We start from the raw sequence: 14,228 nt of genomic DNA, 5'->3' as shown, positions 1-14,228 counted from the left end.
TCTCACCTACTTCCAGAAAAATGGCGGGTACTCATCTAAATCTTCCCTCAGATAACGAGCCAAAAGCATTGCCTGGGCATATGGTATCATTCCCCACTCCACTTTATCACCCAAATACGGATGTGTGATAACATCTTTCTTTTTATTCTGCCACTCTGTCAGCAGCAGCTTCCTGCATTTATCACTGATCAATACCGCGCCATCTTCCTTAACAGAAAAATCCTTCTTATTCACCATCTTTCTATTGATCATGGTGAGCACAAAACGATCCACTAAGACAGGCCGCAGTTCCTCCATCATATCAAGTGCCAGCGAAACCCTTCCGGGCCTGTCTGTATGCATGAATCCCACATACGGATCCAATCCCACGCATTCCAGTGCCGAAGCGCACATGTTCGTCAGCAAGGTATAAAAGAATGAAAGCATTGCATTTACATTATCTAATGGCGGTCTCCTGTTTCTGCCTTCAAACTTAAAGTCTTTTTTCTGCTGTAAAATCAGTTCATTAAACACACCAAAATAAACGCTTGCCGCTTCCCCTTCATATCCTCTCAACTGTTCCATACTTGTACAGCTCTTCACATAATTTAAGGACTGCTGCAAATTGACAGAGGCACGTTTTACCTCCTCAACATCAACCTGAAGTGCATGATCCCTTATTGCTCTTTCAAGAACCCACCGGGAATTATATATTTTCCCTAAAATGCAATTACGGGCAATCACAAGACTTGCCTCATCTTCTTCGGAAACCTTGTACTGCTTCTTTCTCAAAACAACATTTCCTCTAACATTACCAGTCACTCTTGCCAGGAATCTGCCCTGGGGTGTCATGAAACAAAGTGAAATATTTCTTTCCGCACATCCTCCCATAAGTGCCGGGCTTGCACCTCTGTAGCCAAAAGAAACAATGGCTTCCAGATTATGCAGCGGAACCCTTCCCACTTCCTTTTCCTTATCAAGCACCACTACATTTTCTCCATCCAGGGAAAGGTATCCGTCGGGAGAGGTGATATATAACGTATTCAGCAATTTCTTCATTTGTCATCCTCCCCAATGGCAGATTTTATATATTCTTTTACTGAAGCCGCTTTTCCTAATTTCGGCAGACAGATGTCTTTCAGGGAACATGCGTTACAGCTTTTCGACCATTTAACCTTTGGGGTATATTTTCTGTCAAAATACTGATGCATTTCTGAAAACATGGTTCTCACCTGTTCCTTCAACTCATCGGTAAATTCTATTCTTTCCCGCCTCTTTATCTCTCCATAGAAAACGGCTCCCTCAGCGATCGTACACGACAGCATTTCCTCCAGACACATAGCCTGGGCTGTCAACTGGAGAATATCTATCTGCGTATCTTTCGGTTTCCCCCTTTTATACTCAACGGGATAGACCTGAAAGGTCCCTCGGTGCCCGTGAAGCGTGATTCCCTCCTCAGCCCGACGGAATTCCACAATATCACATACACCGCTGACCCCCATCTCCCTGGAATGTACGGGCAGCCCTCTGCTGATTACCACATCATTCCTTTTCTCTGAAGAATATGTGTCATGTGCTCTCTTATGAAGTAATTCCCCCTCCACAGTCCGGACATTTTCCTGCCACTGCTGCTCAACATGTATTAATGCCCACTGCCTTCTGCAAAAAGCAAAATGCTGGATTCCTGAGAGCATCAGGTAATCCTCTTCTTTATATTCCTTCATATTTTTCTTGAAATCTCCACTGTTTCCGGAATCTGATCTTCATGGATTTCAACGCTGTAATCCTGATATTTTCTGGGATAAATCACATCCTCATGTTTTCTGACCTCAACTGCGTCAAATAATTTATATGCCGGACAGTCTCCGAATTCTTTGCTGTGTTTAAAAATAATAAGCTCACGCACCGCCATCTTTCCTCTGGCGGCAGAATGATCGATCTCAAACATATTGATAATGGCCTCCCAGAGAAGTTCCAGATCATCCTCTGTAAATCCGGTCACCTTTCTGGCCAGGTTCGCTGAAATATATCCTTCCATTCTGTAAAGCGCATATGGAATAATATTCTTCCTTCCCATCTCTGTGCTCTTATTTTCTGCATCCTTTTCTGTTGTGATCGCAACGCGGGTTATGGTCACTTCCTGACTCACGACCGGGTCAATACTCCTGGCAAATCCAAGCTGTACAGGGCCTCTGACCTGCCCGCAGTTGAGGGCAGCTTTTACAAATGTGGTCATGACAGCTCCAAACGTACGGATATCAAAGAAGTTGCCGCACATAAAATCGCGTATCTTTTTATCCACATCCGGATCCTTCTTCTTTAACTCCTTGATTTCCTTCTCATTTGTCTTCAAATATTCGTAGGCGGTATTATCACTCCGATTAAGCGGTACATCCTCTTTAATATAAATTTTATACCCTTCCTCTTCTTCCTTTACTGCCTCCACATAATTTCTTATCTTTCTTTTGATACACACATCTGTGACAATCCCATATCCGCTTTCCGGATCGATACGGGGCAGATTACCTGCATCCGGGTCCCCGTTTGGATTTCCGTTTTCCACATCAAATAAAATCACGAACTCATACCTGTTTTTAATTATCTCTGACATCCTGTGCTTCCTCCTTATCCTTTTTCTCATAACGTTTTTGGTTCTGATGATAATATCCCAGTATGAACATTCCCTGTTCTTCCAATGAAAGCCTTCTGGGACAGGGAACCATCTGCTCTTCTGTTACCGGCATTTTATCCTGCAGTTCGCCCAGCAATTTCTCAAAATAAACAACTTTACCATGGTTAGAAATCTTTCTGATATGGCTGTTCTTTAATTTGAATAATACAGGGAAAATGGCTGCCGGTGTGGCACAGGCTGAATTAAAATATTTGTCCTTGATAGTCGCATTGATTCCCGGGTTTGCCTCTTCCTGAATTGCTTCCAGCACCGCAAATTCCCGGCCCAGTGTATAAGCTACATTTTTGCTGTTCTCGTTCAGACTCACAGTTATCTCCTCCTCCTTATCATATCCATTACGGATCAAATACGCCTTGATAATAGATGCCCTGCCCTTTGTGATCTTATGTATATGGCTGTCTTTATCATCCTGCTCTGCCCTGATCCTGCCCATTACGCCCTGGAACAGGGATGCCGGATACTGCCCTCCGGAAATGATTGCCCGGTATACAGCTCCGGCCATATTTGCGGTTGGCTTCTTATCCCTGGATTTTTTATTTACGGTTTCCTGAAGCATACGCCAGACACCCATATAACGCATTTCATCTGCTGCCGGCCGTACAATATCCATCCTGTCATAATGTTCTTTCAAATGTCTGAGGATGTTTCCGAAACTGTCCTGGTAGAAAAAACGCACTGCAATCCTGGCCGCATTCGGAGCAAGTCCCAGGATATAAAAACGCTGATCCAAGGACAAACTTCCTTCCACTTCCTCCACGACGATAGGCTTACCCATTTCCAGACTATTAAACACACCCGCTACAATCGCCTGATTGTCAACTGTAGGTTCAACCGCTCCGCCGAATATATTTTGATATATTTCTTCACCATCCTCAGCCCAGTATACAACTGTTGTATCACCAATCTGGCTTGTATGGGACTTATCCGCAAGGAGATGGTTAAGGGCTGTGGTATATGCATATGCCGCATAGGTCCCCACAGGCGCATTGTAGCCCTGTTCTTTCCCAAAAGACTCAAACGCCGGTGCGTTAAAAGATACAAGTGCCGCACCGCTGGACTGTGCCCCCGGCACTCCTTTGATCAACCCATGGATTCTGGATATTTCTGTCTTCTGTCCGGTCACAAGGCAGATTCCTTCATTGTCCGTTTCAGCGCCGTCTCTGTAGATTTCCCAGGCTTCTTTCACATCATAATCATTCTGCACCCAGTCACCATCTACACAGAAGATCAGATTTGCCCCGGCTATCATCTCTTCCAGGCTATCTGCAAGCGCAGGATGTTCTGCGGCACCGCCCGGATTCCAGCTTTCAAAAAAATTCCGGACTGCGGCGGCAGCGTTTCCTTCCACCCCATCCAATATTTCCAAATGTTTTTTCTTTGCCGCAGCGAAACATTCTTCTGAACGCTTAGGTTTCCCTTTATTATCGATTCCCAGGAAATATCCCGAATTATCACACAAAAAGTTAGATGATACCCCGGAAGAACGTGTCACCATCTCGGGCACTCTCAACAGCTGCGGCTCCATTACCGTTTTCTTGCCCTTCTGCTTTTCTAACTTAAGAGGAATCACGCGTAAAAGCTCACCTTTTTCAGAAATATCCAGCGCAAAGGAGACTTTTGCTGTACACCATCCCGGGCTTGTAATTTTCTCTTTCTTTTCCAGTGCCTCATAATATCTAACCAATGACTGCAGGATCATCTGACCACCTCGCAATCCCGTACGTCAAGTATACCATTTTCCATGACTGCCCTAAAAAACATAGGGGTGATATCCTCCGGGTTCGAGTAGTCAAAATCATACAGCATGTACCCTAAATCCTTTACTGTATCCGGATAAGCCGTCTCTACCGCCTCTTCCTCAAAAAGCTCAAAGTTCACCGGAAATTCCCTGCATCCGAAATACGGCATATGATAACATTGCCCTCTGCGCAGACGCCTCATAATAATGTCCTTAAATTTGCCGCAGTTGTCCGTCTGATTTGCCTGGTCAGTCATGTCAAAATGCGCCTCAATCACATATTCCACATCCTGCAGCAGAATGGCAGCCCTCTGTACGATCTCTTCCTTAGTGCTCAGGTACAACGGTTTATTTGCCCCATTTATAACACTCAATACATTTCCGGCCTGCACTTTGCTTTTTACTTCATTACGTCGGATACTGGTAAACTGTATGGGTTTTCTGACGTAAATCTTGTCTATCACCCAGCGAAGGCCGGGATGCCAGTAGATGGCTTCCAGAATCCCTCTTGCAGCCGACGGTGTAATGACATCGTAACTGCAGCGCTCAACTTTCATTTCCGGCCGGGAAAACAGTGCTCTGTCCCCCCAGACTCTTACGCGCACACCATGGCTCATGTCTCTCCTCCTCCCATTTATCTGTTGAAATCTATATTCTGAGTTCTGCCCGCATACCTGGTATGGATGCTGCCGGGATCACACTGCAGAAATCTATTTTTCTGGCCGTAATCACCCAAACAATGCATCTCCTCTCTCGGCTTTGACAGTCAGACCTCTGTCTTCTGTGTAAAGCTCTTTGCTGCGCAGCACATAGAAATCCGTGTCAATATCTGTGCACAGCGCTTCCAGCATACCCGCCCCGTCCAGATTATTGAAATCATTTTCATAAACATTTACACAATACTGCCCTGCAGCCCTGAATAATTCCCTGGAATGTTCTCCCCTTCTCAACCGTTCCGCAATATCTGCGGCTTCCTCCTCCATATCCACCAGAATCGTCTTGGTTTCTGATTCAATAATATGGAATTTACCTGCCACATCTGCAAACGGAAAACTAAAAGACGGGATTCCCTTTTCAAAATCCTCAAGAATACTTTTGGTATCCAGACCTTCTCCCCGGAAATGGTAAAGTCTCTTGAAATATTCGTGGATTGCCTCCGGCGATGTGATGTCTTCATATTTTCCCGTAATTTGTTTCGCTACAGATATGGGCAGCTTCAACTGCGCAGGAATATGAATATCCTCATCCTGCTCCAGGGTGAAAACCATTGTATCACAATCCACTCTGTTCCTGTTCCCCTCCCTATTGCATCGGCCTGCTGCCTGAATCACAGAATCAATTCCGGCAAGCTCCCTGAAAACAGAGGCGAAGTCAAAATCAACACCGGCTTCTACCAGACTCGTTGCAATCAGTTTACACGCCCTTCCATCCTTCAGCCTCTCTGTTATTTCTTTTAATATCCTTCGTCTGTGCGCGGGATACATATAGGTGGATAGGTGATATACATCTTCTCCCTTCAGGGATTCAAAGACTCTCTGAACACGTTTTCTGCTATTTAGGACGCATAATACCTGATCTTTTTCTTCAAGATATGAAATCAGATCTTCCTCTGATATCTCACCAATGTTTATGACTTCTGTTCTTTTGAAGAACTCATACTGTCCCTTAACATTTGGGCATATCTCCTCTGCTTTCATAAAGTCCGGAAAAAAATCTTTCAGTGCCGGCTGTGTCGCTGTGCACAGAACCGCGGTACAGTGATAATTATAGATCAGCTCACTTATTGCCCGGATGCATGGCTTCAGGTAATTCACCGGGAGCATCTGCGCTTCGTCGAAAATGATAACGCTGTTGGAAATATTATGTATTTTACGACATTTAGAAGATTTATTTGCAAAGAGGGATTCAAAAAACTGGACGTTTGTGGTGACTACCACCGGTTTATCCCAATTTTCTGCCGCCAACTGCATGTTTTCCAATTCCTCGGTATTGTCACAGACTACACTGCAGTGGTTTTCCAGGACATTCCTGCTGCCCAGGATTTCTTTAAAGACCCGGGCGTTTTGTTCTATGATGGACGTATAGGGAATGACGTAAATAATACGTTTCAGATTATGCTCTCCTGCATGCTGCAGGGCAAATGCCAATGACGATATGGTTTTGCCTCCGCCGGTGGGAACTGTCAGCTGATAAAGCCCCTGCTGCTTTTTACCTTTTTCCAGGCACGCCCGCAGAATGGCTGAACGTCTTCCATTCACTGTATTTTCATCATAATTTGTCAGCCAGGAGGCTATATGCTCATACAGCCTGTCAAACAACTGCTCTATAGAATCATAATTTCCTCTGGTATTGCTCTCCGGCCTCATAAAATGCTCAGTATCCAGATAATCTGCATCTACCAGACAGGAAAAGAGCATACGGATAAAAAAAGCTGCGCTAAACCCGCCTCGTCCTATAGGTTTCAGCGGCAGGGCCGGAAATGCCGGTATTTCAATCTCTTCCTTAAAAGCCTGATAATCTTTCAGTTCTTTTTTCATTCTTCCATAAAATGTTGCCGGTTCTGCAGGTGTACCGCCGTCTGGCAGACCGGAATGATGACCGGCTACACAATATGCCTGCATGACATTTTTATTGCGGTATAGTTCCTGAGCACCCGCAGTTGCATGATCGACTTTCGCACCTCCGCGCAGACGCTTCTGAAATTCAGCGGAATATTTTCCGATATCATGAACCAGACCACAGCCGTACCCCCATTCTTCACTGTCAAAAGAAGCTGCAAATTCAGCGCTTAATTTAGCGACTCCCTCCAAGTGTTCTCTGATGGTCTGTTCTCTTAATTTATCATCACTTATATGGGCTAAATACATTTATCTTCCTCTATTTTATCTCTCGGTTACATTTCCATTATACACCATATATGCATTTTGCACAATATTTATTGTATTTCATTGCTGTATTGCATCATTTTTACTATATTAATCGTGTACTTATTCAAAATTGAGTGTTTGGTGGTCTTTGATATTTATTATATAAGCAGAATTGAGGAATACGCCCGGAAACAAACAGATAAATGCCCCTTCATAAAGCCAAAGACATTCTGCAGTGCCTATAAAGTCCACTGCTATTCCGAAGAAATGAAAAGATGTGATAAAGAAGTGATGAAATATGCCTGACTCAGAATGCTGTTCCATCATCCTGTTTTTGCCGTCCTGCATGGATATGTAACTTCAAGGCAAAACACAAAGAGTAAAAAACACAAATGCCAACAGATGAACCCGCCTGCAGGCCATATACGGCAGATTCATCTTTTTTTACAGACATCCATTATCTTTTTACATATCCAGCATCCTAAATATACCCCTAAGGTATTATGGATCATGTCATCCCACTCAAAAAGCCCACGTTTTAATACTAACTGTAAAAATTCAATACAAAATGACACTGACAGTCCTGCCGCGGTTATCCTCATCACCCCAACACGTCTGCCAAATGCCGCGTACAGCAGCACTCCCATGGGCATCAGCAGAAGTACATTCAAAAATATTTCCTCTGCCATGGATACGCTGCGATTCTGTATGGTAAAAACATAGGACCAAAAAGGCATCAGTTCATATTTCATTTCCGGATAAGGATCCCGTGAGAAAACAGTGGACAAAAAAACAATAAACAGCCAGACAAATACACCTGCTATACAGACTGTCTGCCCTGTCTTTATTATTTTTCTTTGTACCATGAAGATGAGGACAGCAGCCAGCAGGATACTTAGAATCAGGAACAATATAATCTGCTTCTGCGATATCTTCGGAAAATGATTATTGAATATTTCTATTAAGTCCATATATCTGACAACTGCCTTTCTTCTGCTGCTAATGCGCAGATTTTTTCCTGCTTCATGTAAATAAATCCCTGTGACAGCTTTATTCTTATTTTACTCCTGGTTTTTAGATAATAAACAAAACAACGTGGGAATAACTGCAAATTTTTCAGTTCTGGATTTTACTTTTAACCCCGCCTCTATAAATTATACGCCGGAGTGATATTTAGAAAATCTCTTCCATTTTAACGTCTGGTCATCACGATGTCAACTTTTCATAAAAGCACATCACTTTTCAGCATTGTCCGCATATAACAGTCCATCTCTTCGCACTTACACCAAAATCATATTTTATTCTGCAGTATATAACACAGCAGACAACATTACCCCCAAATGCATGAATATGCAAAAATATTTATAAGCCTTCCTTAATTTCCATCATTACACCTTACTTTTATCCACTAATCTGCAACAACAGTAGCATAAAATAGTAATAAATGGTATACTGAAACAAAATATAAAAGGAAGTGTACTCATGATTTTCCATAAAACACCCCCTATTTTGCCATTCACAGCCCGAATCCGCCAATCATGCCTTCGACAAAACCAATGGCCCCCTCCCCAAATGTAAATACCGCAGGGATATTAATACACAGCCGATAATCTACGGCCTATCATACCAAGGAGAATTTCATATGACAGAGAAATTGATCGTAAAAAATCTTGTAAAAGAATACGACGGAGAACAGGTTCTAAAATCCCTTTCCTTCGTAGTAAAGGAAGGGGAATTCCTCAGTGTCCTCGGCCCCAGCGGCTGCGGCAAAACGACACTGTTAAGAATCCTCATCGGTCTGGAATCCCAGACTGCAGGAGAAATACTGCTGAACGGAAAAGACATAAGCAAGCTTCCCGCATCCCAGAGAGGAATGGGAATCATATTCCAAAATTATGCCTTATTCCCCAATATGACCGTTCTGGAAAACGTAGAGTATGCCCTGAAGATCAAACCTGAAACAAAAGCAGACTCAAGAAAACGTGCCGAAAGAACCTTAGACATGATTGGCATGAGTGACCAATTGAACAAAAAGCCCCATCACCTCTCAGGAGGCCAGCAGCAGAGAGTCGCAATTGCCCGCACTCTCGCCTTAAACCCATCCATTGTTCTGCTCGATGAGCCGATCAGCGCACTGGATGTTGAAAATAAGGAGATCATGAAGAGGGAACTGAAAGACATTCAGAAAAAATTCCATTCCACAATGATCTATATCACCCATGACCAGGAGGAGGCCTTCTTCCTGTCCGACAGGATCATGGTAATGAGCAACGGGACGATTGAACAGCTGGACAGCCCTCTGGAAATATACAATAGCCCTGCGAATGAATACATCCGAACATTTGTGGTGAACCATTTAAACCAGAAATTTGATTCTTTATCAAAATGTATCGGCAGATTGTAGGACGGAGGAGATATGAAGAACAGAACCTTTCAGAGCCTGAAACTTTTCATAGGCATATTTTTAATTCTGCATGTTTTATGCCCGATCATCGCCTTAGCTACTCATATTTCCTATGGTGATATCAGTGAAGTCCTGTCAAGCGCACAGTTTGCCCCAATGCTTTGGAATTCATTTCTTTCATCGCTTGTGACTACTATTGTCTCTGTAAGCATTGCCCTGCTTCTGGCATGGTGTGTCAACAGGTCAAATATCCGGCATAAGGGTGTATGGTCCGTGATATTCACGCTGCCAATGCTGATCCCGTCTATTTCCCATGGTATGGGGCTGACACTGTTATTTGGTGACAATGGCTTTTTTACAAATTTAACCGGGATCAACATCCATTTATATGGATTGACGGGAATTGTGATCGGCGCAACTTTGTATTCCTGCCCGATGGCATTTTTAATGCTGACAGATATCTTTCAATATGAAGATTTTACGGTATATGAGATGGCAGATGTGTTAGGGCTTTCTAAGAAACAGCAGTTAAAGGCAATTACACTTTCAAATCTTAAAAAACCGTTAATCTCCGCTTTCTTCGCCGTGTTTACCGTCGTATTCACGGATTATGGTGTGCCGTTAATCGTAGGCGGGAAAATGATGACTCTGCCGGTCTATATGTATCGGGAAGTTATTGGGCTGCTTGATTATTCAAAGGGCGGAATCATCGGGGTTATTCTGCTGATTCCGGCAGTGATCGCCTTTATTATTGATCTGTTAAATAAAGATAACGGGACAAACAGTACAATCACGAAACCGTATGTGATTGGGAAGAACAGGAAACGAGATATTTTTTCCAGGGTTGTATGTGTTGTAACTCTTGTTTTGATCAGCCTTCCGATTATTACGTTTGTCATTTTGAGTTTTGTGAAACAGTATCCTGTAGACTTTAGTTTTACCTTTGACAATATAACGGAATCTCTGAATCTGGGGATTGGCGGGTATCTGCTGAATTCGCTGTTTATCGGGCTGACGACAGCTCTGGCCGGTACATTGATTACATATTATGCTGCATTTGTGACGGCGCGCTCAGGGAAAAACTTTTCTTCCATGGCTATTCATTTGATTTCTCTGGTTTCCCTGTCATTTCCCGGTATTGTTCTGGGTTTGTCCTATGTACTGTTCTTTCAGGGAAGCTTTGTTTATGGAACGATCGCTATTTTGATCACAGTAAATATCACTCACTTTTTTGCATCGCCGTATCTGCTGGCTTATAATTCGCTTTCTAAGTTTAACAGTAATCTGGAGGATGTCGCGTATTCTCTGGGAATCTCTAAGATGAAAATGCTGGTTGATGTGTACATGCCGTGTACAAGAGGAACGATTCTGGAAATGTTCAGTTATATTTTTGTAAACTGTATGGTGACCATTTCGGCGATTTCCTTCCTGGCAAATTTCAGAAATATGCCGCTGGCACTTCTGATTCCGCAGTTTGATTCTCAGTCACTGATTGAACCTATTGCATTTATTTCCATTATTATTTTGCTGGTTAATGTAATTGCAAAGGGCGTGATCTATTTCCTGAAAATGTATTTTGCAAGGAAGGAGAATTGAGGGATGAAGAAAATATTAGCGGGATTAGTTGTTGTGATCATGGTTTTATATTTTGCGATAAATAAGCAGGAAAGCAATACTTTAGTGATCTATTCTGCGCTGGAGCAGTACAGGAATGATGATCTGAAGGCTCATCTGGCTGAGAAATTTCCGGATTTGAATGTACAGATCATGTATATGCCCACTGCTAAGGTTGCTGCTAAGATTCAGACAGAGAAAGAACACTCCGATGCGGACATTGTGCTGGGGGTTGAGACCGGGTATATGGAGAAAATGAAGGACTCACTGGCTGATGTGGCAAAATATTCACATTTGGATTATATTGACGGTATGCTGCCGGAGCATGGGAAATATTTGATATGGGAAAGTTACGGGGGCGGATTTGCGGTAAATATGGAGATTTTGAAGAAATATGGGCTTGAGGAGCCGAAGACTTATGAGGACTTGCTGAAACCGGAATTTAAGAATAAGATATCTATTCAAAATCCAAAATCCAGTTCTACGGGGTATAATTTTTATCTGAATCTCAGGAATATATGGGGGGAGAAGAAGACGCTGGAGTATTTTGATAAGCTGAATGATAATGTGAAACAGTATTCCGAGTCAGGTTCCGGGCCGGTGAAGCTGCTGATCCAGGGGGAGTGCGCTGTGGGTACGGCGCTTACTTATCAGGTGGTGACGGAAATCAATAATGGCAATCCGCTGAAGATGATCTATCCGGAATCCGGATCGCCGTATTCGCTGGATGGGGTTAGTGTTGTGAAGGGGAAGGATGATAAGGGGGATGTAAGGGATGTGTTTGAGTATTTGGTGAATGAGTATTTGGTTTATGATAAGGACCATTATAATCCGGGGAAAATATTGAAGGGGCAGAAAAGTGAGATGGAGAATTATCCGGAGGATGTTAAGTATGCAGATATGACGGGGATTGATGATTTAGGGTTGAAGGATGAATTGCTTGGGAAGTGGAAGTATTGAGGGGATTATAAAGTGGGAAGGAGTTCAGCAGGGCGATGGCCCTGTTGAAACTGTTTTTTATGTTATTTTAAGCAACATTTTTTTCTAATCTTTAATCAATATTTAATTAGACCTAATTTTCTCATTGCTTTTTTTACGTATATTTGTTATTATTTATATGTTTAAAATCAAATATAAAGCCTTAATTTTTGTTGTTTTAAATAACATATTCATATATAAGAAAGGAATACATTCATATGAGAAAATTATCTCTTGCTCTTCTGTCTAAACAAGTAATAAACTCCAGAAAAGAAAAAAAAATCACGCAACAGCAATTGGCCGACCTTACCGGCATCAATCGCGCTATGCTCAGCCGGTTGGAATCACAGGATTATATGCCGTACATTCCACAATTAGAAAAGTTGGGGGAAGTTCTGGATTTTGAACCATACCTGCTGTTCGTAAACGAGCCTGCCGCTAAAACTCAGGAAACATGTTCTCCATTGAACATAGCTGTTGCAGGTACCGGATACGTTGGATTATCTATTGCTACTTTATTGGCACAGCATAATCATGTAACTGCTGTAGACATTATTCCGGAAAAAGTTGATTTGATCAATAATAAAAAATCTCCTATTCAGGATGATTATATCGAAAAATATCTCGCAGAGAAAGATTTGGATCTGACAGCCACTCTGGATGGAGAAGCTGCCTATAAGGATGCTGATTTTGTAGTGATCGCTGCGCCTACTAACTATGACAGTAAAAAGAATCATTTTGATACATCTGCCGTAGAGGCTGTAATTGAGTTAGTTCTCAAAGTAAATCCGGATGCAATTATGGTAATTAAATCAACAATTCCGGTAGGTTATACGGCCAGTGTCCGCAAAAAGTATAACACCCGTAATATTATCTTCAGCCCGGAATTTTTAAGAGAATCCAAGGCATTATATGACAATCTGTATCCCAGCCGTATTGTTGTATCTACTGATAAATCAGATGAAAAACTGGTAGAGGCTTCTCATACTTTTGCTGCGCTTCTTCAGGAAGGTGCTATAAAAGAAAATATTGATACTTTATTTATGGGGTTTACAGAAGCAGAGGCTGTTAAATTATTTGCCAATACTTATTTGGCTTTGAGGGTATCTTACTTTAATGAATTGGATACTTATGCGGAAATGAAAGGGTTGAATACTAAGGCTATTATTGATGGTGTTTGTCTGGATCCGCGTATTGGAACACATTATAATAATCCGAGTTTTGGATATGGAGGGTATTGTCTGCCAAAGGATACAAAACAGCTGTTGGCAAACTATGATGAAGTGCCGCAGAATATGATGAGTGCGATTGTGGAAAGTAATCGTACGAGGAAGGATTTTATTGCGGATCGGGTGCTTAATATGGCTGGTTATTATGATTATTATAATAGTGGAGATTTTTCACCTGAACAAGAAAAAGAATGTATCATTGGCGTATATAGGCTGACGATGAAAAGTAATTCTGATAATTTTCGGCAGAGCAGCATTCAGGGTGTTATGAAACGTTTAAAGGCTAAAGGGGCTACTGTTATTGTGTATGAACCTACGCTGGAAAATGGGACTACATTTTTTGGAAGTAGGGTGGTTAATGATTTAGAAACGTTTAAGGAAAAGGCACAGGCAATTATTGCTAATAGATACGATACTTGTTTAGACGATGTAAATGATAAAGTGTATACAAGGGATTTATTTCAAAGAGATTAACATCATTGGTAACTGAATATTCGTAAGTAGGTAATAATCCGTATCTACTTACAATACTACCATAAGGTATCTCATGAAGGTATCCGTGAATACGAGACTATGAAGAAAAGTCTGTAAATAAGATTCTTCTATGATAATGAGTGGTGAAAAGTCTTAAAATAGGCTTTTCGTCCTTGCTTTATATATAACAGTTACAAAAAGGCATGTCAACAGCAGGCGGTAAATCCGCCTGTTATTCGCTCATGTTCGATCA

Annotated in this window: 12 protein-coding genes; 5 read left to right on the top strand and 7 right to left on the bottom strand. The window is 42.2% G+C overall.

Annotated elements, in window-relative coordinates; translation table 11 throughout:
* Nucleotides 1–6: 6 nt before the first annotated feature.
* From cas1c to cas3, 6 genes are all read right to left on the bottom strand, one after another.
* Nucleotides 7–1,038: a type I-C CRISPR-associated endonuclease Cas1c gene (cas1c, locus tag WMO65_RS19575; RefSeq protein WP_118743659.1), complete on the bottom strand. Its 1,032-nt coding sequence runs from the start codon at nt 1,036–1,038 to the stop codon at nt 7–9.
* Nucleotides 1,035–1,703 carry a CRISPR-associated protein Cas4 gene (gene cas4 / locus WMO65_RS19570; protein WP_118743660.1) on the bottom strand — a complete coding sequence of 223 codons (669 nt, stop codon included), beginning with the start codon at nt 1,701–1,703 and terminating at the stop codon, nt 1,035–1,037. The genes cas1c and cas4 overlap by 4 nt, the downstream gene beginning before the upstream one ends.
* Entirely contained in the window at nt 1,700–2,590 is an 891-nt protein-coding gene (gene cas7c, locus WMO65_RS19565) for a type I-C CRISPR-associated protein Cas7/Csd2 (protein WP_033141980.1), read from the bottom strand. Before cas7c ends, cas4 begins: the two co-directional genes overlap by 4 nt.
* Nucleotides 2,574–4,370 carry a type I-C CRISPR-associated protein Cas8c/Csd1 gene (gene cas8c / locus WMO65_RS19560; protein ID WP_118743661.1) on the bottom strand — a complete coding sequence of 599 codons (1,797 nt, stop codon included), beginning with the start codon at nt 4,368–4,370 and terminating at the stop codon, nt 2,574–2,576. The genes cas7c and cas8c overlap by 17 nt, the downstream gene beginning before the upstream one ends.
* A complete protein-coding gene (gene cas5c / locus WMO65_RS19555) occupies nt 4,367–5,026 on the bottom strand; it encodes a type I-C CRISPR-associated protein Cas5c (protein ID WP_118743662.1) in 660 nt (219 codons plus the stop codon). The genes cas8c and cas5c overlap by 4 nt, the downstream gene beginning before the upstream one ends.
* A gap of 111 nt (nt 5,027–5,137) precedes the next feature.
* Entirely contained in the window at nt 5,138–7,276 is a 2,139-nt protein-coding gene (gene cas3 / locus WMO65_RS19550; protein ID WP_118743663.1) for a CRISPR-associated helicase Cas3', read from the bottom strand.
* A 114-nt stretch (nt 7,277–7,390) separates the two neighbouring features.
* On the opposite strand from cas3, the gene WMO65_RS26580 reads away from it, so the two are divergent.
* Nucleotides 7,391–7,582, top strand: a complete 192-nt coding sequence (locus WMO65_RS26580; RefSeq protein ID WP_158588591.1) for a nitrous oxide-stimulated promoter family protein — start codon at nt 7,391–7,393, stop codon at nt 7,580–7,582.
* 128 nt (nt 7,583–7,710) lie between these two features.
* Here the strand turns inward: WMO65_RS26580 and WMO65_RS19545 are convergent, their stop codons facing one another.
* The gene (locus tag WMO65_RS19545) at nt 7,711–8,247 is read right to left on the bottom strand and encodes a VanZ family protein (protein ID WP_118743665.1); all 537 of its coding nucleotides are present in this window, start codon (nt 8,245–8,247) and stop codon (nt 7,711–7,713) included.
* 671 nt (nt 8,248–8,918) lie between these two features.
* Here WMO65_RS19545 and WMO65_RS19540 point away from each other — a divergent pair.
* The 4 genes from WMO65_RS19540 (at nt 8,919) to WMO65_RS19525 (ending at nt 13,975) form a co-directional block, all read left to right on the top strand.
* Complete coding sequence (locus WMO65_RS19540) at nt 8,919–9,680, top strand: ABC transporter ATP-binding protein (protein WP_118743666.1); 762 nt, start codon at nt 8,919–8,921, stop codon at nt 9,678–9,680.
* A 12-nt stretch (nt 9,681–9,692) separates the two neighbouring features.
* Entirely contained in the window at nt 9,693–11,276 is a 1,584-nt protein-coding gene (locus WMO65_RS19535) for an ABC transporter permease subunit (RefSeq protein WP_118743667.1), read from the top strand.
* Between the two features lie 3 nt (nt 11,277–11,279).
* Complete coding sequence (locus WMO65_RS19530; RefSeq protein ID WP_118743668.1) at nt 11,280–12,254, top strand: extracellular solute-binding protein; 975 nt, start codon at nt 11,280–11,282, stop codon at nt 12,252–12,254.
* A gap of 236 nt (nt 12,255–12,490) precedes the next feature.
* Nucleotides 12,491–13,975 (top strand): nucleotide sugar dehydrogenase, encoded by a 1,485-nt coding sequence (locus tag WMO65_RS19525; RefSeq protein ID WP_118743669.1) that lies wholly within the window; start codon nt 12,491–12,493, stop codon nt 13,973–13,975.
* Nucleotides 13,976–14,228: the final 253 nt, after the last annotated feature.

This window comes from Blautia caccae (genome assembly GCF_040095955.1).
Classification (GTDB): Bacteria; Bacillota; Clostridia; order Lachnospirales; family Lachnospiraceae; genus Blautia; species Blautia celeris.
This window is presented reverse-complemented; position numbering and strand designations above follow the sequence as displayed.